This window comes from Propionispora sp. 2/2-37, assembly GCF_001298735.1.
Classification (GTDB): Bacteria; Bacillota; Negativicutes; order Propionisporales; family Propionisporaceae; genus Propionispora.
This window is the reverse complement of sequence record NZ_CYSP01000008.1, coordinates 38,087-58,982: the sequence shown is the minus strand read 5'-3', so window position 1 is coordinate 58,982 and position 20,896 is coordinate 38,087. Positions and strand designations below refer to the sequence as shown.

The 20,896-nt window shown below is 45.4% G+C and carries 23 protein-coding genes, 2 tRNA genes and 1 riboswitch; of the genes, 21 read left to right on the top strand and 4 right to left on the bottom strand.

The features are described 5' to 3' along the window. Positions 1–11 precede the first annotated feature (11 nt). From P22_RS09985 to P22_RS09980, 4 genes are all read left to right on the top strand, one after another. Complete coding sequence (locus P22_RS09985; RefSeq protein WP_054260091.1) at positions 12–1,805, top strand: bifunctional homocysteine S-methyltransferase/methylenetetrahydrofolate reductase; 1,794 nt, start codon at positions 12–14, stop codon at positions 1,803–1,805. Between the two features lie 163 nt (positions 1,806–1,968). After that, complete coding sequence (locus P22_RS20515; protein ID WP_216598060.1) at positions 1,969–2,133, top strand: hypothetical protein; 165 nt, start codon at positions 1,969–1,971, stop codon at positions 2,131–2,133. Positions 2,134–2,397: 264 nt separating this feature from the next. Beyond that, positions 2,398–2,498, top strand: a riboswitch (SAM riboswitch). A 78-nt stretch (positions 2,499–2,576) separates the two neighbouring features. Next, positions 2,577–2,744 carry a hypothetical protein gene (locus tag P22_RS20510; RefSeq protein WP_156318920.1) on the top strand — a complete coding sequence of 56 codons (168 nt, stop codon included), beginning with the start codon at positions 2,577–2,579 and terminating at the stop codon, positions 2,742–2,744. Between the two features lie 152 nt (positions 2,745–2,896). After that, positions 2,897–4,177 carry a TolC family protein gene (locus P22_RS09980; protein WP_054260090.1) on the top strand — a complete coding sequence of 427 codons (1,281 nt, stop codon included), beginning with the start codon at positions 2,897–2,899 and terminating at the stop codon, positions 4,175–4,177. A 51-nt stretch (positions 4,178–4,228) separates the two neighbouring features. Here P22_RS09980 and P22_RS09975 read toward each other — a convergent pair whose 3' ends face one another. Further along, positions 4,229–4,642: a C-GCAxxG-C-C family (seleno)protein gene (locus P22_RS09975; protein WP_054260089.1), complete on the bottom strand. Its 414-nt coding sequence runs from the start codon at positions 4,640–4,642 to the stop codon at positions 4,229–4,231. A 160-nt stretch (positions 4,643–4,802) separates the two neighbouring features. On the opposite strand from P22_RS09975, the gene abc-f reads away from it, so the two are divergent. Further along, complete coding sequence (gene abc-f, locus P22_RS09970) at positions 4,803–6,359, top strand: ribosomal protection-like ABC-F family protein (RefSeq protein WP_054260088.1); 1,557 nt, start codon at positions 4,803–4,805, stop codon at positions 6,357–6,359. Positions 6,360–6,365: 6 nt separating this feature from the next. Here the strand turns inward: abc-f and P22_RS09965 are convergent, their stop codons facing one another. After that, positions 6,366–7,895: a MocR-like pyridoxine biosynthesis transcription factor PdxR gene (locus P22_RS09965; RefSeq protein ID WP_054260087.1), complete on the bottom strand. Its 1,530-nt coding sequence runs from the start codon at positions 7,893–7,895 to the stop codon at positions 6,366–6,368. 338 nt (positions 7,896–8,233) lie between these two features. Here P22_RS09965 and P22_RS09960 point away from each other — a divergent pair, with 338 nt between their 5' ends. The 7 genes from P22_RS09960 to P22_RS09930 all read left to right on the top strand — a co-directional run bounded on the left by P22_RS09960 (position 8,234) and on the right by P22_RS09930 (position 12,588). Beyond that, entirely contained in the window at positions 8,234–8,959 is a 726-nt protein-coding gene (locus P22_RS09960) for an amino acid ABC transporter ATP-binding protein (RefSeq protein ID WP_054260086.1), read from the top strand. Positions 8,960–8,996: 37 nt separating this feature from the next. Then, positions 8,997–9,806, top strand: coding sequence for a transporter substrate-binding domain-containing protein (locus P22_RS09955; protein ID WP_054260085.1), 810 nt, complete (start codon positions 8,997–8,999; stop codon positions 9,804–9,806). Next, a complete protein-coding gene (locus P22_RS09950; protein ID WP_054260084.1) occupies positions 9,806–10,477 on the top strand; it encodes an amino acid ABC transporter permease in 672 nt (223 codons plus the stop codon). Before P22_RS09955 ends, P22_RS09950 begins: the two co-directional genes overlap by 1 nt. After that, on the top strand, positions 10,474–11,124 hold the full coding sequence (locus P22_RS09945; RefSeq protein ID WP_054260083.1) for an amino acid ABC transporter permease: 651 nt from the start codon (positions 10,474–10,476) through the stop codon (positions 11,122–11,124). The genes P22_RS09950 and P22_RS09945 overlap by 4 nt, the downstream gene beginning before the upstream one ends. A gap of 162 nt (positions 11,125–11,286) precedes the next feature. Further along, the gene (locus P22_RS09940) at positions 11,287–12,159 is read left to right on the top strand and encodes a DMT family transporter (protein WP_054260082.1); all 873 of its coding nucleotides are present in this window, start codon (positions 11,287–11,289) and stop codon (positions 12,157–12,159) included. 271 nt (positions 12,160–12,430) lie between these two features. Continuing rightward, a tRNA-Gln gene (locus tag P22_RS09935) sits at positions 12,431–12,506 on the top strand. A gap of 6 nt (positions 12,507–12,512) precedes the next feature. Then, a tRNA-Lys gene (locus P22_RS09930) sits at positions 12,513–12,588 on the top strand. 131 nt (positions 12,589–12,719) lie between these two features. Here the strand turns inward: P22_RS09930 and P22_RS09925 are convergent. Further along, the gene (locus P22_RS09925) at positions 12,720–13,892 is read right to left on the bottom strand and encodes a tyrosine-type recombinase/integrase (protein ID WP_054260081.1); all 1,173 of its coding nucleotides are present in this window, start codon (positions 13,890–13,892) and stop codon (positions 12,720–12,722) included. Positions 13,893–13,938: 46 nt separating this feature from the next. Then, positions 13,939–14,826 (bottom strand): XRE family transcriptional regulator, encoded by an 888-nt coding sequence (locus P22_RS20240; protein ID WP_054260080.1) that lies wholly within the window; start codon positions 14,824–14,826, stop codon positions 13,939–13,941. Between the two features lie 221 nt (positions 14,827–15,047). Between P22_RS20240 and P22_RS09915 the strand changes: the two genes are divergently transcribed. The 9 genes from P22_RS09915 (at position 15,048) to P22_RS09875 (ending at position 20,894) form a co-directional block, all read left to right on the top strand. Beyond that, positions 15,048–15,278: a helix-turn-helix domain-containing protein gene (locus tag P22_RS09915; protein WP_054260079.1), complete on the top strand. Its 231-nt coding sequence runs from the start codon at positions 15,048–15,050 to the stop codon at positions 15,276–15,278. A 110-nt stretch (positions 15,279–15,388) separates the two neighbouring features. Beyond that, the gene (locus P22_RS09910) at positions 15,389–15,580 is read left to right on the top strand and encodes a hypothetical protein (protein ID WP_054260078.1); all 192 of its coding nucleotides are present in this window, start codon (positions 15,389–15,391) and stop codon (positions 15,578–15,580) included. Between the two features lie 11 nt (positions 15,581–15,591). Continuing rightward, positions 15,592–15,777, top strand: a complete 186-nt coding sequence (locus P22_RS09905; RefSeq protein WP_054260077.1) for a helix-turn-helix domain-containing protein — start codon at positions 15,592–15,594, stop codon at positions 15,775–15,777. A 28-nt stretch (positions 15,778–15,805) separates the two neighbouring features. Continuing rightward, positions 15,806–16,009: a helix-turn-helix domain-containing protein gene (locus tag P22_RS09900; RefSeq protein ID WP_054260076.1), complete on the top strand. Its 204-nt coding sequence runs from the start codon at positions 15,806–15,808 to the stop codon at positions 16,007–16,009. 136 nt (positions 16,010–16,145) lie between these two features. After that, positions 16,146–16,523, top strand: coding sequence for a hypothetical protein (locus tag P22_RS09895; protein ID WP_054260075.1), 378 nt, complete (start codon positions 16,146–16,148; stop codon positions 16,521–16,523). 1 nt (position 16,524) lies between these two features. Continuing rightward, positions 16,525–17,748 carry a DUF2800 domain-containing protein gene (locus P22_RS09890; protein ID WP_069972801.1) on the top strand — a complete coding sequence of 408 codons (1,224 nt, stop codon included), beginning with the start codon at positions 16,525–16,527 and terminating at the stop codon, positions 17,746–17,748. 212 nt (positions 17,749–17,960) lie between these two features. Further along, positions 17,961–18,542 (top strand): DUF2815 family protein, encoded by a 582-nt coding sequence (locus P22_RS09885; RefSeq protein ID WP_054260074.1) that lies wholly within the window; start codon positions 17,961–17,963, stop codon positions 18,540–18,542. A 59-nt stretch (positions 18,543–18,601) separates the two neighbouring features. Further along, positions 18,602–18,892, top strand: a complete 291-nt coding sequence (locus P22_RS09880; RefSeq protein ID WP_054260073.1) for a hypothetical protein — start codon at positions 18,602–18,604, stop codon at positions 18,890–18,892. Positions 18,893–18,896: 4 nt separating this feature from the next. Next, on the top strand, positions 18,897–20,894 hold the full coding sequence (locus P22_RS09875) for a DNA polymerase (RefSeq protein WP_054260072.1): 1,998 nt from the start codon (positions 18,897–18,899) through the stop codon (positions 20,892–20,894). The last annotated feature ends 2 nt before the right edge of the window (positions 20,895–20,896 follow it).

Here is a 20,896-nt window from a genome sequence, read left to right as displayed (position 1 = left end):
AGTTGTAGTACATGATCAGAGAATATGTAGCGAAAAACATGGTGATTGCCGACGGGGCAATGGGCACTTATTACGCCAGCCTGAAGGGGACGACGGTCGTTTTTTCGGAACCGGCCAATCTTACCGAGCCGGAGCTGATTGAAAGCATTCATAAACAATATATTGCGGCCGGAGCCAGACTGATCCGGACCAACACTTTCTCAGCCAATACGCTGTCGCTGGGGGTGACTCAGGCCGAGGTAAAGCAAATCATACAGGCAGGCTACCGCATTGCGGCTAAGGCTGCTGCCGGCCGTGACGTATTTGTAGCGGCTGATATCGGGCCGGTGCCGGCCCTGGTCTCCGGTGCGGACGATATCGATCATGACCGGATTATGGCGGAATACCGGTTTGTTGTGGATACCTTCTTAGCCGAGGGGGCGGCTATTTTTGTCTTTGAAACCTTCAGCAGCACGGAATATCTTGGTGAGATCAGCACATATATTAAACGGCAAAATAAGGCTGCCTTTATTCTGGCCCAGTTTGCGACTACCCCGGACGGTTTTACCCGTAGGGGGATTAGTAATGCCAGCATTGTGTCCGAGGCTAAAAATTTGACTGCAGTTGACGCTTATGGGTTTAACTGCGGTGTCGGCCCCACGCATTTATATAATGCCGTAAAAAAGCTGAATCATAGGTTTGCCGGAAATATCATTTCGGTTCTTCCCAATGCGGGATATCCGGAAGTCATCAATGAACGTACGGTATATGCACAAAACCCGGAGTATTTTGCCGAGGTGATGAAAAATATCAGCGCTCTTGGTGTGAAAATAATCGGCGGCTGCTGCGGGACCACACCGGAACATATTGCCTGCCTGGTGCGGAAGCTGTCACAGCAGCCGTCAGTTGTCGAACCAAGTCAGCCGGCCAATGGTAAAGCGAATGTAACCGTGAAAACTGTGCATAATAATTTTTCTGCAAAATTGCAGCAGGGAGAGTTTGTTGTAGCGGTGGAACTGGATCCGCCGTTTGATACCGGTATTGATAAAATCCTGGATAATGCGAAGGTTTGCCGCCGGATTGGTGTCGATTTGGTCACGGTTGCCGATTCGCCGATGGCTAAGGCCAGAGTGGATTCGATCATGCTGTCGGCCAAAATTCAGCGGGAAACCGGTATGGAAACTATGCCGCATATTTGCTGCCGGGATAAAAACTTAAATGCTTTAAAGTCCAGTTTGCTGGCCGGGCATATTGAGCAAATACGCAATGTGCTGGCGGTCACCGGCGACAGTGTTTCTGCCGCCGATAAAACGGAAATTAAAAGTGTTTTCAATTTGAATTCCTTTAAGCTGATCGAACTCATGAACCGGATGAATCGGGAGTTTTTTGCAGATGATGTCATTAACATCGGCGGTGCCTTAAATTTAAATGTGCCAAAGCCAGAGCTGGAAGTGGCCCGCATGGTAAAAAAAGCGGAAAAAGGAGCCGGTTTTTTTCTGACGCAGCCCATTTTTTCTTCTGAAGCGATCGATTTTCTTCCTACTGTCAAAAAGCCTTCGCAGGTCAAAATTCTGGGTGGTATCATGCCGCTGGTCAGTTACCGCAATGCCATGTTTTTAAATAATGAAATTCCCGGGATCTCAATACCGGAAGAACATATTCATCGCTTTGACCCCGCTATGGACCGCGCTGAAGCCGAACAGGCCGGCATCGCGCTAGCGGTGGAAATCGCCCGGAAGATTAAGCCCTATGTCGATGGGTTTTATTTCATTACTCCGTTTAACCGTATAGAAATGGTCGCTAAAATCTTGCAGGAAGTAGGGTGACATATCTCTGTGGTTCCGTTGCCAATGTGACAAAATACTTTAAATTTCGCAGAATTGACGCAGGAAAGCGTTTACTTTTAACATAAAACACAATATAATGATTTTATAATCCAAATTATGTTCATAGTAAACGGTGACTATAGCAGCAATAGAGGTGTTTGAAGTGACCAAGGAAGCAAACGGGGAAAGCAAACTGACCTATGAGATCAAAAAAATAAACCCTTCTTCTAAGCCGGAGTCGGAACGGGTAGATGTATTTAATACGTTTATTTATCGTTGTCATCAGGATAAAGAACAAACAAATAATGATAAAAAAACAAATGAATGATTGGTTTGTCCTATAAGCTGGAAAAAAGAAACGGTTGAATCCCGGGGGGAGTCAGCCGTTATTATTTTTGCGATTTAGATTTAATAAGGGTGAAATAGTTTTTACCTCCAGTAATGAAAATCAACATATCTTTACAATGATTATATAGATAGATAAAGCATAATACCTGCCGGTTAGTTAAATTTTTCTAAAAATCTTTTCCTCTTACAATTGACAGCCGGCCTCTGGTGCGGTAAAATTGATTCTAAATATAATATGGAAAATCTCTTATCCAGAGTGGTCGAGGGACTGGCCCGATGACACCCGGCAACCCGCAGCAATGCAGTGGTGCTAATTCCAGCAGGAGAAATCCTGAAAGATAAGAGGAAAGTATACACCCCTTTCCTCGGAAGGGGTTTTTTGTATTGTGTGAAGTAAAAAGGCGAGAAAGAGGGGGACGGCAAATGACCAAAAAAAATGTTGTGAATAAAGAGTTAGTGGAAGACCATGACAGTGAACGAAAGACAGGTGTCAGCGAAGTTAACATAACAATAAGAGATGGGAATGTAGTCAGATTTGAACATATTGTTCGCTTTTCAGAGGAGGAAGGCATGTATGGGGATGGAATCTAAGCTGATGGGCAGGCCGGATCCGCTCATGATGAGAGGATTCGGCCTGTTTATTAACCATTATTTAGTTAACAGAAATAGTTGTCAATAATAAAAAAATATGATATGATTTGACTGACTAGTCGGTCTAGTATAAGCAAAAAGGAGCAGGAAAAATGGCAAAGCAAAGGGTTTGGAAGAATTATTTGGTGGCAGCGCTGAGCACTGGTTTTATGATGCTTACTGCGGCCACCGCGTTTGCGGATTCAACCGAACTTACTTTGGATGACAGTATTGCTATGGCATTAAAAAATAATCCGTCCATGCAAATGGCTCTGCGTGATCAGGAAAAGGCCATGTTTGGCATTGATGAAGCCAAAGCCGGCAAGCTGCCATCATTAAGTCTGGGTGCCTCTGGCACGCGCGGGGACAGCGGTTTGGCTGAAATCGGCGAAAATTATAATACGTCGTTAAAACTCAGCGTACCCTTGTATACCGGCGGCCAGTTGGAAGGAAGCATCGACCAGGCAAAACTTAATGCAAGCGCTGCACAGCAAGGCGTGGTAAAGACGGAGGAACAGCTCCGCCTGGATACGACAACGGCATACTACAATGTGCTGCAGACCAGTAATTTGGTCAAGGTTAATCAGGCAACAGTGGACAGTCTGAATGAACATCTGAAAAATGTACAGGCCCAGTATGAAGCCGGGACGGTTGCCAAGTCGGATGTGCTTCGTTCAGAAGTGGAACTGGCTAATGCCCAGCAGAACCTGATTAAAGCGCAAAACAATTATGATGTTGCGGTTGCCAGCCTGAATAATGTGATTGGCGCTCCGATGGATACCGTCTATATTTATAAAGACGAACTAAGTTATGCTCCTTATGATCAGACTCTGGAAGAGAGCATTGCCATGGCTTTGAACAAACGCCCGGAAATCGTACAATCCCGCTACAGTGTGGAGGCGGCCAAGTCCGGCGTCCAAGTTGCGGAAAGCGGTAGACGGCCTTCTGTTAGTTTAAGCGGAGCACAGTCCTGGAGCGGTCCGGATTTTCCGGGAGATAATAAAAACTGGTCGGTAGGCGTAACCGCCAACTGGAATGTGTTTGATTCCGGGCTGACAAGTGCGAAAATAAAACAGGCTCAAACGGCTGTGGATAAAGCTAACGAACAGGATCGTCAAATCCGCAGTGCTATCGAATTGGAGGTACGTCAGGCTTATCTTTCGATGCAGGAAGCGGAAAAGCGAATTGAGACCGCCAGGATTGCGGTCAACAAAGCAGATGAAGACCTGAAAATTGCTAAGGTGAAGTATAGTGCCGGAGCAGGCACCAATCTGGATGTTATGGATGCCCAGGTGGGGCTTACACAGGCTCAAACTAATTATACCCAGGCCTTGTATGATTTTAACGCGAATAAGGCTAAACTGGCTAAAGCCGTTGCCTTACGTGTTCAATAACAAGCAGAAACCATGCAGTTTCAAAAGCAAATTTGAGCTGCATGGTTTTTTTTATTTGTTTTTTCCTTTTTCCCGCAGGACGATGGAATCTAAGATTTCCGCGGCCTTGTCAATGACCTGCAGGCATTTTACTTCCGGCAGGCAGTATTTTTCTTTCAGCGGGATACAGTCGGTGCAGCCCATCGCCTTTTCGTATTCAGCGAAAAGTTCCTGAGTCAGTGTTTTTATTTCGGGTGAAGCGTGAGCATTGTTTTTGACAAATAAATGACTCAGCACCATGACGGATGCCGTTAACGCACCACAGACACTGCCAATGGCCATGCCGCCGCCAAAACCGGCCGACAATTTGAGCGCTTTCCTGTCCAGACCAAGCTGATAGGCTTGATTGGCACCGTAGAGAATTTTCTCGGCACAGTTATAGTCTTCCTGTACACCGAATCCCTGTTTTATTAATTCGCTTAACATAGGTGACCTCCATTTGCCTTTTTATGCTACATTCGTTTTCAGGCAGGCATTCTCCTGTGCTTTTTGTCTTTTTGCAGGAAGCAACGGGTTTTTCTTTGACAGTTTTCCGGGGCTACGCTAAAATGAAAAGGCATTGCAAAATACGACAGGGAGACTGATCATGAGTGTATTACATGTTGACAATGTTTCGCATGGTTTTGGTGCGCGTAAAATACTGGAAAATGCTTCGTTTCGTCTTTTAAAAGGAGAACATGTTGGTCTTATTGGAGCCAATGGAGAAGGAAAATCGACTTTTTTAAATATTATTACTGGCCAGCTGGTGCCGGATGATGGGAAGGTGGTCTGGTCAAACCGGGTCACTGTCGGGTATTTGGACCAGCATGCCGTGCTGACCAGGGGGAAGACCATCAGGGATGTGCTGCGGGAAGCCTTTCAGGGCATGTTTAACCTGGAAGCGGAAATGCTGGCACTGTATGATAAAATGGGGGAAGCCGGACCGGAGGAACTGGATAAAATGATGGCCGACGTCGGGGAGATCCAGGATCTTTTAGATCACGGCGGGTTTTACATGATTGATGCTAAAATTGAGGAGGTGGCTAACGGACTGGGGCTTAAAGAGATCGGCCTGGACCGCGATGTTACCGACTTAAGCGGCGGTCAGCGGACAAAAGTACTGCTGACTAAACTGCTGTTACAGAACCCGACCATTTTAATTTTGGACGAGCCGACCAATTATCTTGATTTTGAACATATTGAATGGCTGAAAAGGTATTTGAAGAATTATGAGAACAGCTTCATCCTGGTTTCTCATGATATACCGTTTTTGAATGAAGTCATTAATGTGATTTACCATGTGGAAAATACCTTACTGACCCGGTATACCGGCAATTATGATCAGTTCCAGCAAATGCTGGCCGTGAAAAAAAGCCAGGAGCAAAAGGCTTATGAACGCCAGCAGCAGGAAGTGGAACGCATGGAGGACTTTATCGCCCGGAATAAAGCGCGGGTGGCGACGCGGGGTATGGCCAACAGCCGCCAGAAACGTCTCGACAAGATGGAAATGCTGGAAAAGCCGCGGGAAAAGCCCAAACCCTTTTTCCAGTTCCGGGAGGCCAGAACGCCCGGGCGCTTCATTGTGGAAGCTGACGGACTGGTTCTTGGCTATGATGAACCCCTGACCAGGCCGGTCAGGATTGCACTGGAGCGAGGCCAGAAAGTAGCCATTCGCGGCGTCAACGGGTTGGGCAAGTCCACGCTGCTCAAAACGCTGCTGGGGCAAATACCGCCGCTTGCCGGAAAAGTCAGTTTGGGTGATTATCTGTTTCCGGGATACTTTGAGCAGGAGTCAGGCCGTCATAATACCACTACGGCTCTCGAGGAAGTCTGGAACGAGTATCCCGGGCTGACGAATTTTGAAGTGAGGGCGGCTTTAGCGCGCTGCGGCCTGACAAATGAGCATATTACCAGTCAGATGATGGTTTTGAGTGGTGGTGAAAACGCCAAAGTACGTTTGTGCAAACTGATGCTGAAGGACATTAACTGGCTGGTGCTGGATGAGCCGACCAATCATTTGGATGTGGATGCGAAAGACGAATTGAAGAAAGCGCTGCGGGAATTTAAAGGCACCGTCCTGTTAGTTTCCCATGAGCCGGAATTTTATGAAGACTGGGTTACGGATATCTGGAATGTTGAAGACTGGACGACAAAAATTGTATGAGAGTGTTTAAATGATGGGCCGTCCGGTATAAAAGGCCGGGATGTACTCGGCTTTTCCGGCTTCCGGCAAGGCATGCAGCACTTTGGCCAGACGTTTGATGCCTTCGGCCAAAACGGTCTCCGGATGGGTGGCAAAGCAAAGGCGGATTTCATTCGTGCCGGACGGGGTTGCATAAAAAGCTTCACCGGGGACAAAAGAAACGCCGGCTTTGGAGGTTTCATGCAGCAAGGTCTGACAGGAGATCTGCCTGTTAATATTACACCAGAGATAAAAGCCTCCATGCGGCATCGTACAGGTAAGAGAGTCGCCGCAAAAGCGCCGGATGCTGCTTAACATAGCATTGCGGCGCTTTTTGTATTCGCGGCGCATACTTTCGATATGGGCGGGAAGCAGATTCTCCTGCAGGTAACGGTGAACAAGCCACTGGGTGACCGTATTACAATGAAGGTCGTTGTATTGCTTTTCCTGGGCAAGTCGGTTGATAACAACCTGAGGTCCGGCTATCCAGCCGGTTCTGAGTCCCGGAAAGAGCACCTTGGATAATGTTCCCAGATACAGCACACCACCGTAATGATCCAATGCTTTTAATGATGGCGGCGGAACCTCTTCATAATACAGCTCGCCATACGGATCATCCTCCAGGATAATCAGGCGGTGGCGGGCAGCCAGAGCCAGCAGTTTCTGGCGTTCTTCCAGCGGAAGAACCCGGCCGCTGGGATTTTGGTAAGTGGGTATGGTATAAAATAATTTGGGGCGATAGCGAATGAGATAATCTTCGAGAATATCGAGCGGGATGTTGCCGCCGTCAGAAGGCGGCAGGCAGAGTATGCGGGCGGAAGAGGACTGGAAGACCTGGATAGCACCCAGATAGGTGGGAGATTCGACGACGACATAATCCTCCGGTTCCAGCAAAGCTTTGGCAGTCAGATATAATCCTTGCTGAGATCCGGACAGAATGAGGATGTGATTATAATTCACCGCCATGCCTTTTTGCCGGCATATGGCGGCGATACTCTCCCGCAGCGGCTGGTAGCCTTCGGTGGCAAGATGGCCGAAATTGGCCAGATCAAGCTGCGAAAGATGTTCCTGAAAGAGGCGCTGAAAGGTGGCGGCAGGATAAAAGTTCGGGTCGGGCATGCCGGCAGCTAAAGAAATGCTGTTGCCTCTGTCGACCGGCCCGGCAATAAGGCTGCGCAGGATAGAGGAGATCGGCGTATTCAGATGGGGAAGCAGCAATTGTGTCCAGGGCATGGGAGTAACGCTCGGCAGGGTATCGTTATCGCGGCAGACATAGGTGCCGCTGCCGACCCGGATGGTTATCAGTTCTTGCTTTTCTAACTGGCGATAGGCATTAATGGCGGTAGTGCGGCTGACCTGAAACAGTTTAGCCAATTCTCTTTCCGGCGGCAGCTTGGTGCCTGCCGGCAATAAATTTTCCTGAATTTTGGCGGCAATGTGATCGGCTATTTGCAGGTATAAGGGCTGCGATGACGATGTATCCAATACGATATCTTTAACGATTATGGATATATCCATTTTTTAATATCCTCCTAAAATGAATTATTTTTCTTTAAATATAATAATTGGATATATTCAATTGTTTTTCCTTCCGTCCATAATCTATAAGAATTAATTGCCGTGTATCATATAGTGTACAAACCTTGAATATAATAGAAAAACTGTACATTCCGTAAGACCGTCTGCTGCTGTAGTGTGTGCAGGAAGGACATGGATAAAAAAAGTATATAGCCAAGAGAAAAAAATTATGGTAGAATGGATACATAAAAATGGGGAAAAGGCAGTGTTGCCACTGGAGCGAACGGGTTTCGTGCTTTGGTGGTTTTTTTTACTCGAAGGGGGAGGGTGATAATTGAGTGATTGAGTTAGACAATATACATAAATATTTTGGTTCGTTGCACGTATTAAAAGGGGTTAATCTTACCGTAAAATCCGGTGAAAAAGTGGTTATTATCGGCCCCAGCGGATCGGGGAAAAGCACGCTGATCCGTTGTATGAATTTACTGGAGCAGCCTACGGAAGGGAAAGTTACCGTTGACGGTGTGATATTGAATGCGCCGAAAGCGCCGGTAGCTCAGATGCGTCAAAGCATTGGCATGGTTTTTCAGCAGTTTAATTTATATCCCCATAAAACCGTACTGGAAAATCTGACGCTGGCTCCTACCAAGTTAAAAGGTGTGGATTTACGAGAAGCCCGGGAGTCAGGGCTGGCTTATCTGGAAAGGGTTGGTCTGAAGGATAAGGCCAACGCTTATCCGGCGCAGTTGTCCGGCGGGCAGCAGCAGCGGGTGGCGATAGCAAGGGCTCTCAATATGCATCCTAAGATTATGTTGTTTGATGAACCCACGTCGGCACTTGATCCGGAAATGATACAAGAAGTGCTGGATGTTATGGTGGGATTGGCCGGTGAGGGGATTACCATGGTGGTTGTTACGCATGAAATGGGTTTTGCCCGCAAGGTAGCCGACCGGGTAATCTTTATGGATGAAGGACGCATTCTGGAAGAGGGGCCGCCGGAACATTTCTTTACCAATCCTACGCACGAACGCACCAAACTGTTTTTAAGCCGGATTAACCATTAATGGAACATTATATATTAAAAAACAGGAGGGGTTATTTGTGAAAAAATTGTTATCTGCGCTGGCATTACTTACCGCGACTACGCTTGTGGCCGCCGGCTGCGGCAGCAGTGCGCCGTCTGCTACTTCGGGTGGCGGGGACGCAGCGGATATTAAGGCTATCAAGGATCGTGGCGTTTTGAAAGTGGGCGTGAAAGTAGATGTACCGAAGTTTGGCTTTAAAGATCCGCAAACCGGAAAAGTGGACGGTATGGAAATTGATTTAGCCAAAAGCATTGCAAAGAAAATTCTAGGTGATGAAAATAAAGTAGAAGTACAGGCCGTAACGGCAAAAACGCGCGGTCCGTTGCTGGATAACGGTGAAATTGACCTGGTTATTGCTACGTTCACCATTACTGAGGAACGTAAACAAAGCTATAATTTCTCCGATCCGTACTTTATCGATGGCGTGGCGCTGATGGTTAAAAAGGATTCCGGCATTAAAAGCTTAAAGGACTTGGATGGTAAGAAAATTGGGGTTGCCCAGAGTGCAACCAGCAAGAAAGCATTAGTGGAAGAAGCTGATAAGTTGGGCGTAAAACCCAGCTATCTTGAATTTGGTACTTATCCGGAAATTAAGACGGCCTTGGATTCAGGCCGTGTAGATTGCTTCTCCGTGGATGCCGCTATTCTTTACGGTTATCTGGATGATTCCACAGAAATTCTGCCTGATCGCTACAGTCCGCAAAAATATGGTATCGCATCGAAAAAATCAAATACCGACCTAGCCAAACTGGTGAATGACACGGTTGGCGAAATGCAAAAATCAGGAGAGTTGGATAAACTGATCCAAAAGTGGGGTCTTAAATAGTGACGGGACCGTTTGCCTGGTTTAAATGGGAGGCATTGTTTCGTGAATGGCCGGTTTTTGCCGAGGGATTTGTTATGACGGTTATTTTATCGGCATTGGCTCTGGGCCTGGCAATCGTACTGGGAGTTTTGTTTGGCATTCTGGGTACGGCGCACTGGAAGCCGTTGAGGGCTGTGAACCGGGTATACGTTGAATTCATTCAGAATACGCCTCTTGTTATTCAAATATTTTTCTTATACCATGGCTTACCCCATTTGGGCATTATGCTTCCGGTTTTTACGGTCGGTATTCTGGGAGTGGGTGTCTATCATGGAGCCTACATTGCGGAAGTGGTGCGGGCCGGTATTCAGTCTATCCCGCGCGGTCAGCATGAAGCGGCTTATTCGCAAGGGTTTTCCTACTGGGCGGCTATGCGTTATATTATCCTGCCGCAGGCCAAACGAATGGCTTTTCCGCCGCTTACCAATCAAGCTGTCAGCCTGATCAAAAACACGTCGGTTATGGCGATGATTGCCGGCGGTGATCTGATGTATCACGCCGATTCCTGGGCGAGTACCAACTTGTATTACGGTCCGGCTTATATTGTAACCGGCCTCTTATATCTGGCGATCTGCTATCCGCTGGCCCGTTATGCCAGAAATCTGGAACGCAAGCTGGAGGTGTCGCTGTGATTAGTGAATTGCTGCAACCCGAGCTGTTTATCTTCCTGGGTGAAGGGTTGCTTACGACGCTTTACATTGCCGGTGCTTCCATCGTTCTCAGCCTGATTCTTGGTACTTTGTTTGGGGTGGCCCGATTCTCCCAACATCCGGTCTTTGCACCGGCAGCCGCGTTTTATATTGAAACTGTCCGTAATACACCGTTGTTGTTGTTTATCCTGGCGATCCGTTTTATGACGCCTCTGCCGCCGGTGCAGGCCGGTGTGGCGGCTATGACGGTATTTACGGCCGCTATTGTTGCCGAAATTGTCCGGGGTGGCTTGAATTCAATCCATAAGGGGCAATGGGAGGCCGCCAGATCGCAAGGGTTCAGCTATTGGCAAACCCTGCGTTACATTATCCTGCCGCAGGCGTTCCGCAACATGATTCCTCCTTTAGTGTCACAGTGCACTACGGTGATCAAAGACACGTCTTTTGTATGGGCGGTAGGCATTGAAGATTTGACCGGTAAGGGAATGATTATCATGGGAAAATACGGAACCTCCGTTCAGGTGTTTTGTATCTTTGGCATGATCGCGCTGATCTATTTTGCTGTGAATTATGCGTTGTCCAGTTTTGCCCGGACGCAGCATCGCAAAATGGCCCAGCAAAGCTACTGAGTTATTTCACAAGAGCACAAGGTGGTATTTGCGAATTTCAGGCAAATACCACCTTTTTTGTTCCTGTTAGAAGGGGAAGCTGTTCTGTGCAGCGAATGTGTTACGAATTGCAACAATAGTATTAAACAGGATTTTTTTTAGTTAGAAAAGAGGTATTAGTTTATGCTGGACCGAAAACATGCTGTGATCTATCTTGCGCTAACGGCGATCTTCTGGAGTACCGGGGGAGTCATGATCAAATGGGTAACCTGGAATCCTATGGCGGTAGCCGGAATGAGAAGCCTGATTGCCGCGCTGGTCATCTGGTTTGCCTTCAGGCATGATAAGCTTTCCTTTACCAGGGCACAATGGGGGGGCGCAATTGCCTACTGTGCCACTGTCAGCTTATTCGTCATTGCCACGAAACTGACAACAGCGGCCAACGCCATCTTGCTGCAGTATACGGCACCGGTTTATATTGCTTTGCTGGGCGGATTGCTGTTAGGGGAAAAAGCGACCCGCAAAGACTGGCTGACCATTATATTGGTTTTTGGCGGCATGACTTTCTTTTTTGCCGATAAAGTAACTGCCGGGGGCATGCTGGGTAATTTGTGCGCTGTTGCCAGCGGGTTGACCTTTGCGTTTATTTCCATCTTTATGCGTATGCAGAAGAATGAGGCACCCTACGGCTCGGTGCTGCTAGGCAATATCCTTACCTTTGTTATCAGCATCCCGTTTTTGCAGGGAGTGGCGATTGATTATCCCAATGTAGGCGCCATATTGTTTCTGGGAGTTTTTCAACTGGGACTGGCTTATGTGCTGTATACGCATGCCATTAAGCATGTCAAGGCGCTGGACGCCGTTTTAATTACGACGCTGGAGCCGATTCTGAATCCGGTATGGGTGTTTTTCTTTATTGGCGAAGTGCCGGGCCTCTATGCGCTGATCGGCGGCTTGATTGTTGTGGGTTCCATTGTTATGCGCAGCTATCTGGAGAAACAAGAACCGGATGTTGCTATAACCGGCAATGAGAAGCTTTGCAATCAAAGTAAATAATTCGACTACCTTTCGGCCTGCCTATTGGTGCTGGGCGTCTTTTTAGGCTCCGTAAGCTGGTGGCTGGTATTAACAGGAATTGTGAGTAGCCTATTGCGGGATTTGGGGCAAAGCCATATTTGCTGGATTAACCGAATCTCCGGGAGTATAATTGCCATCTGCGGTATCTGGAGTTTAAGCAGTCTTTGTTTATCTTAAAATAAAGTCAATATATGGGGTTTGACAAAGGTCTAAATAAAGTATATAATATCTTATGTTGTTGAATGTTAATTGGGGCGTCGCCAAGTTGGTAAGGCACGGGACTCTGACTCCCGCATTCCTAGGTTCGAGTCCTAGCGCCCCAGCCATTTAATGACTCACTAGCTCAACTGGCAGAGCAACTGACTCTTAATCAGTAGGTTCGGGGTTCGATTCCCCGGTGGGTCACCAGAATATTAAAGGGATATAAGGCGCGAAGCCTTATATCCCTTATGTTTTTAGCAACTACAGATACGAGCATATGTTTGCATAATATGGCATGTTGAAGCATAAAATTTTTGATCAGGGTTGTCAAAAAGTTGTCAGGCTCTTTTTGACTTACTTCGTTTTTTGTTTAGTTTATTCACTATCTCGTCCTGGCTGTCAATGTTTAAATGCGTATATCGTTTTGTCATATCAAGCGTAGCGTGTCCTAATAAAGCTTGTACCTTAAATTGATTTACCCCCATTTCTATTAGCTCTGTAGCAATGGTATGTCGGGTTTCATGGAAATGAGCGTCGTCTCTCAAACCTGCTAATCGCGCTATTTTTTTAAACCTTTTGCTGATTTCGTAGTTCGGAATTAGAGCGCCGTCTTTTTTGGCAAATACATAGTCATTATCAATATAGTGTGTGCCGAACTCTTTGATTTCTTGCTCTTGCAAAACTAGATATTCTTTTAAAACAGCTAGAGAATTTTTTGTCATTTTCAAGGCCCTAACGGAGGACTCATTTTTTGTCGGCCCTTCTTTAGGGCCTTCTTTTGTCTGCTCTGTTGCTTGGTCGATAATAAAACGGCCCAAGATAATATCGACTTTGGATTTTTTTAAGTTTAGAAACTCACTCAATCTTGCCCCGGTATCTAAAGCTATGACACACATGGTATATAATTGAAAATCTTCTTTCTTGGCTATCTTGAAAAACTTTTGTTTCTCCTGCTCTGACAGGGTTTTAATAGGGACTGGTTTTACGGTGGGTTTTTCTATCGTCTCGCAAGGGTTTTCTGATATGATTTTATCTTTTCTCGCCTGCTCAAGAGCCGCATTTAACGTTACAAAAATGTATTGCAAGGTTCTGGCACTGATCTTTTTTGCCTTTTTTAAATCTTCTTCAGTAGGGGCTTTCTTTCTACACACAACTTTATTTTTACAATGAGTCAAAAACTCACGGATTATGGGTGTTGATACCTCCGATATCTTATAACTACCTAGATATGGCTTAATGTGTACTCTGATATTGCTTTCGTAACTCTGCAATGTCTTGTCACAAACATTATCTTCTTTGACATTCACTAACCAACTGTCAAGATATTCACCAAACGTAATATCCTGGTAATTTTTCGGTCTGACTTTTAATGCTTCTATATGGCCATCGCGTTTCTTTTCAGCATCTTTTTTAGATATCGTGCTATAAAAGTATTCCTTTTTTCCGTTTATTACCTTAGTAACCACAAATCGGCCGTCTGCCCTTTGGCTCTTCTTTCTGTCTTTTTTCAAAAAGAGTTACCCTCCTTTCAATTGAGTACCTCATACCCTGTAATCATCACATGTTGATGATTACTTTTTTTAATTTACCGACAATAAAGCATTCCCCGGGTTTATTACTGATTATTTGAGGCGGATATGCTGAATTCTCGGATTGCAGAATAACAGCGCCGTTCCTCTTGAACACGCGCTTTAAATAGATTCGATCTTCAAATTGTATTGCAGCTATTTCTCCATCTTCTACATCTGGTTGTCGACGAATTAAGACTAAATCTCCATCCTGTATGCGGGCACCTATCATACTATCGCCGCAAGCGCGAGTATAAAAGTACTCGCCCCCATTCAGCCAATCTTTCGGGGTCGGTTCATACCCTTCGATTTCTGAATAGGCGTATGTGCCATTCCCACATGAAATTTTGCCGACGATCGGTAATTTAACAAAATCAATATCGGTAGTGATATTTTGTTCTAAATTATTGGCGGGAGTCGGAAGGTAGTCTGTAAAGTCCTCTCTTGCGCTTCTTGTTGGTCCGTCAAATGAAGGGGATTCTTGCCGGGCGAATGCCGCACGAAGAACACCAGGAGATATTTTTAATGCCTCGGCAATTGAAGTGATATGTGCATAGTCAGATTCTTCAGGAACAATCTCATCAAGTTGCTCAAGAAACCTAAGAGGAACTTTCGCTTTTTCTGATAGTTGTTCTAAGGATAAACCTAATTCTTCAAGCCGATCTTCTATGATACTAATGGCTGCTTCTCCAGCTAACCGATCTACTGATACATTTAGAGCTTCTGATATTTTTTCAAGTGTAGTGAGGCTAGGGTTATATCTGTCATTCTCAACATCGGCAAGATAGGAACGTGACATTTTGGATCTGAAAGCTAATTCCTGTTGAGTGATCTTTCTAGATTTCCTGATGGCTTTTATACGTTGCCCTAATTTCATAATACCCTCCTTATGTCGTATATACCGACTATGAGAATATTATAGCCGGTGAATGACGGAAATACAATAGAATGAATGACGGAAATACAAGTAAATTAAAGCAAAATGACGGATTAACAAGTTATATCTAACTAATCCGCTAAAATGGTAATGTATGCTCTTATTTGCGTTTTTACAAAATGACGGAAATACAATACAATTAGATCGAGGAGGTGAAGAAATTGGAAACTGGAAAGGGCCAAATTGGAAAAGCGGTTCGTGATAAAAGGCAGGAAAAAGGGTTGACACAAGTTCAACTATCCCAACAGTCAGGAGTAGCTAGAAGTTACATTGCGGATATTGAGAAGGGTAGATACGCCCCAAGTGTAAAGACTTTGACTAAGTTGGCAAGAGTACTTGATTTAGACCTTAATTTTTTGCTCATTAATGACGGAAATACAAGTCAGAGGTGAACAAAAAAAAGACCACTTTAAAGTGGCCTAACAAAAAATATGCAAATCCATTGTACCACATTTTAAGGCGTTGTAAAGGTTCGGGGCTTTAGAGAAGGAGGGGAAGCAGATTGCTTAATGATCGATTAGGTGTGAATTTAGAATCCCGCCTTACTAATAAACGTCGGAGAATGGCTGAAGAAGGTGTATGTAAATCGAAGAGGGACAAGCTTAATCCGCTTGATGTGATCGCTGAGGATAAAAAGCTGATTGAGGGTTATGTAGCGATTGCTAAAGATATGGCGATTAAATACGGCAGCTAAGGAGAAAAATTATGGATCAACCAATCACATTGACCGTAAAACAAGCGGCAGAACTCTCTCAAATAGGGATAAAAGAAATTTACTGGCATATAAAAAATAATCCTAAATTTCCTTATTTTCATATTGGGAAGAAAACTCTAATCCCAAGAGGGCTATTTGAAGAATGGGTGATCGGTTTAGCAAGGTGTAATAAATAAGCACTAAAACACCCAGGGAGATGATGCCTTGAAGAAATTAACGCCCGGTGAGATTGTTAGACTGATTAGACAGTGTCAAGGCATGACGCAGGAGGAATTTGGCGTAAGTCTAGGTTACAGTACAGGACATATTTGCATGGTTGAAACCGGGGATAGACCGGTATCCCTGCAAATGGCAAAAAAGATCATTGCGCTAGATGACAATTATACACTGGATGATCTGCTGGGGTGATGAAGATTCTTACAAAAAATGAAAAGCGTTTAGATCGCTTTGCAAAGTGGGTAATAACGGTTAGCGTTATCTACCTGATTAGCCAAATTATAAGATCAATTATAAGATCAATTATTTAAAGGGAGAGGATCATATTATGAAAATTGATGTGCATGTTAGCGTGGAAGGTAAAGAGGAAATCGGGAAATTGGCTGCTGTATTTGCTGCATTTGAAGCCCAATCTGAACCGGCTAAATCTACCCGGACCAGAAGTACAAAGGCTACTGAGGACAAGCCCGCCAAGGAAGATGCAAAACCTGCAGAACCGGTAAAAACTGAACAGGCAAATCCCGTAGAAGCCGAAAAACAGTTTACGAAGCAGCAAGTCCGGGCAAAACTGGCGGCATTGGCGAAAGCTGGCAAGCAGAAAGAAGTAAAAGCGATTTTAAATTCCTTCGGGGTTGCGTCATTGCTGGAAATAAAACCGGAAAACTATGCTGCCATTATGGCCGCTGCTGAAGAACTGGAGGGCTAATATGGCACACGCATTATTGAGCGCTTCCAGTAGTAAGCGGTGGTTAAACTGCCCACCAAGCGCAAGGATAGAAACGCAATTCCCGGAGTCATCTTCACCCTATGCGGACGAGGGTACTTTTGCCCATAGCCTGGGTGAGCTTAAACTTCGGAAATATACCACTGTAATGCGTAAAAGCGAATATGATAACGAACTGCATAACCTTATGAAAAATCAGTACTATTCTAAAGAATTAGAAGATCATATTGACAATTACGTTGACTTTGTAAAAGAAAAGATCCATGAGGCAGATAGCCGCAATCCAGGAGAAAAAGCAAACGTACTATTGGAACAGAAACTTGATTACAGCCTTTGGGTACCGGAGGGCTTCGGAACTGGTGACGTGGTTATCATAACAAGCGGCTATCTGGATATTATCGACTTAAAGTATGGAAAAGGTGTCCCGGTAAGCGCGGAAGGTAATACTCAACTTCAGCTTTATGCACTTGGCGCTTATAACAATTTTTCCATGCTGTATGACATCCACACGGTACGAATGACAATTCATCAGCCACGGTTAGATAGTATTAGCAGCCAGGAAATGCCTATATTTGAATTATTGGCTTGGGCAGACAGCGAAGTTAGGCCCAAAGCGGAACTAGCCTTTAAAGGCGAAGGAGAATTGTGCTGCGGGGATTGGTGCCGGTTCTGCCGGGCAAAGGCGACTTGCCGGGCGAGAGCAGAGGATAGCCTGGAACTGACAAGACTTGATTTTAAAAAGCCCCCGTTACTAACTCAGGAAGAAATTGCCGAAATACTGGAAAAGGCAGAGCAAATTCAGGCATGGGCTTCGGATGTACAGGCCTATGCGCTGGATCAGGCAGAGAATCACGGCGTTAAGTGGCCAGGCTGGAAATTGGTCGAAGGCCGGAGCAACCGAAAGTATAAGGATGATTCTATCGTCGCTGATGAGCTTTTAATTGCCGGATATTCAGAAGAGCAGATTTATAATAAAAAGTTGCTTGGGATTACAGACATGGAGAAGCTTTTAGGTAAAAAGAATTTCGAGGCAGTTATTGGCGCATATATCATCAAGCCCCCTGGTAAGCCGGTGTTGGTAGTCGAAAGCGATAAGCGGCCAGAGCTTAATTCTTCTGCAAAGGCGGCTCAAGAATTCGGTGTATTCGCCGGAACCAAGAACATGAAAGAGCAGCACGATAAGGTTAAGAAGGTGATAGGGGCATGAATAGGGTGCAATTGGCGTCTTCTATCACAGAGGATGCAAAAAAAATTCAGGAGTTATTTGTCCAGAAGAACAGGGCATATGGGCAGGAGCAGGACGCATTTTACAATTTTACAAAAGGGGCTGAACTCTTATTCGGAGAGGCTACTTTGTAACCCTTGCACAGCCGGAAGCAATTTATAGTGAAAAAAGTGATAAAGAGGAGATTGATAACTATGGCAAATGATAACAAACAACTTGGTAAAGTAATTACGGGTGTGGTCAGATTGAGCTATGCAAATGTGTTTACTCCTAGAGCAGGGAAAAATGGCGGCGAAGCCAAATATGGCACGGCTATATTAATTCCGAAAAAAGATGAGAAAACATTAAAACTAATTCAAAAAGCAATTGCAGCGGTAAAGGCTGATCCCGCCAGTTTGAACAAATGGGGCGGCAAATTATCAGGGCTTAAAATGCCTCTCCATGATGGGGATGCGGACGAGGCCTTTGTAGAAGAACATCCCGAATATGCCGGTCATTATTATTTGAACGCTAGGAATTCTAGGAAGCCCGGAATTATTGATTTGGACGGCAATCCTATCATTGACCCAAATGAAGTTTATAGCGGCTGCTATGCGCGGGCAAGTATTACATTCTTCGCATTCAACAATGAAAGTAAGGGGATCGGCGTATCGCTTAACAATATCATGAAAGTGGCCGACGGCGAACGTCTTGGCGGTGGGCAGGCTGCTGCAGAAGATGATTTTGCCGAGTTTATCGGGAATGACGACGATGAATTAAACGCCCTGTTAGGGTAAAGGAAATAGGGCGGGTGCAATTCCCGCCCTTTTCTATCTATGATTGGGGGTAGGGAGAAATGGATATCAAAATTGCTGAAGTCTGCTTCAGGGGCAACAAGGAAAAAACTTATGATTTTTATACGACTTGTCCCTGCTTGACGGATGACGAAGATACTTTTGCAGTCGTCAACACTAAAAACGGTCCGGCATTAGGCACGATCATTAAATTAAAGTCCTTTTCTGAACGGTCTAAAGAATGCAATCAATGGGTGATACACCACTTTACGCAACATGATGTTTATCAAACAACACAATGCTATGAGCCAGATTTACAGGCGGCGGAGCTTAAAGAGTTATTAGGAGAGTGATGGTATGACAATGCTCTCCATTGATTTAGAAACCTTTTCTACCTTGGATATAAAAAAAGTCGGTGCTTACAAATACGCCGAAAGTTGCGAAATTCTACTATTTGGCTTCGCCTTTGATGATGACCCCGTAACGGTCATAGAACTGGTGAATGGTCAAGAAATACCGCGCGAAGTAAGAAAAGCCTTATGGGATACCCGAATCCCGAAAACAGCCTATAATGCGCAGTTTGAAAGGGTTGTATTATCGAATTACTTTACGGCCGAAAACTATATGGACGGAGATCCAACAGAATTATGGATGACTGCAGAAGATTGGTATTGCACTATGGTACATGGACTGTATTTGGGGATGCCGGGAAACTTGGATCAGCTTTCTAAGGTGCTATTCCCGGATAGCATAGATAAGCAAAAAATGACCGAGGGTAAGGCGCTTATTAAATATTTTTGCACTCCCTGCAAACCAACAAAGACGAATGGACAGCGTACCCGGAATATGCCGCAGCATGACCCGGAGAAATGGGCTAAATTCGTTGATTATAACCGGCGTGATGTGGAAGTCGAACGCAATGCCCGAAAGATCTTGGAAAAGATACCACTGCCCGAGATGGAGCGCCGCCTGTACCGGCTGGACCAGGATATTAATGATCGGGGCGTTATGGTGGATATGGGCCTTGTTAAAAACGCTATGGAGTGCGACGAATTGAATAAAGCGGAAATGGAAGCCGAGGCAATAAGGCTTACCGGGTTGGACAATCCTAATAGCGTATCACAGCTTAAAGAATGGCTTCAGGAAGCCGAGGGCGTAAAGATCGAATCTCTGAATAAAGAAACCGTGCCAGAACTATTAGCCAACACGGAGAGCGAAACGGTGAAACGGGTATTAGAATTGCGGCAGCAGATGGCTAAAACGTCCGTGAAGAAATATCAAGCTATGGAGTGCGCGGTTTGCCATGACGGTAGAGTCCGTGGGCTGCTTCAGTTCTATGGAGCTAACAGGACAGGCCGCTGGGCTGGTCGATTGGTCCAGGTTCAAAACTTACCGCAAAACAAACTATCGGACTTAGATCTCGCCAGGGAAATGCTTATAATTCATATGTTTAGTATGATCCAAATGCTTTACGGTAATACACAAGATATTTTATCTCAATTGATCAGAACGGCTTTTATCGCTGCTCCTGGTAAACGGTTTATCATATCGGACTTTAGTGCCATAGAAGCCCGAGTAATTGCCTGGTTGGCCGGGGAATCCTGGCGGCTGAACGTATTTAAAACTCACGGCAAAATATACGAGGCGTCGGCAGCGGCCATGTTTAAGGTGCCGGTAGAGAGTATCGACAAACATAACCCCTTACGGCAAAAGGGTAAAGTGGCAGAGTTGGCTTTAGGCTATCAAGGCGGGCCGAATGCCTTAATCAAAATGGGCGCTTTGAAACAGGGATTGACGGAAGAAGAACTGCCAGCACTGGTTAAAATGTGGCGCAATGCAAGCCCCCATATTGTTCAATTATGGCAAGATGCGGAGAATGCTGCAAAAGAGGCCGTACAAAATAGGACATCGGTACAACTAAAGCGCGGTGTGTCCTATAAGTATGAAAAAGGCATTTTATTTGCGGTTCTTCCATCTGGCCGGCAGCTTGCCTATGTAAAGCCAAGGGTTGAAATGGCCGAAACAAACGTAGGCGTTAAAGAACAGCTATCCTATGAGGGCCAGGACCAGACGACAAAACAATGGAAGCGGATGCCGACATATGGCGGGAAACTGGTGGAAAACTTGGTACAGGCCATAGCAAGGGATTGTCTGGCCGTGGCAATGGATCGGCTGGATCAGGCAAATTATGAGATTGTGATGCATGTTCATGATGAAATTATCACCGAAATGCCTAAAGGCTATGGCAGTCTGGACGAAATGAATAAAATCCTGGCGCAGCCTATCGGCTGGGCGCCGGGACTTCCTCTAAAGGGTGATGGTTTTGAGACTTTATTTTATAAAAAGGATGATTGACA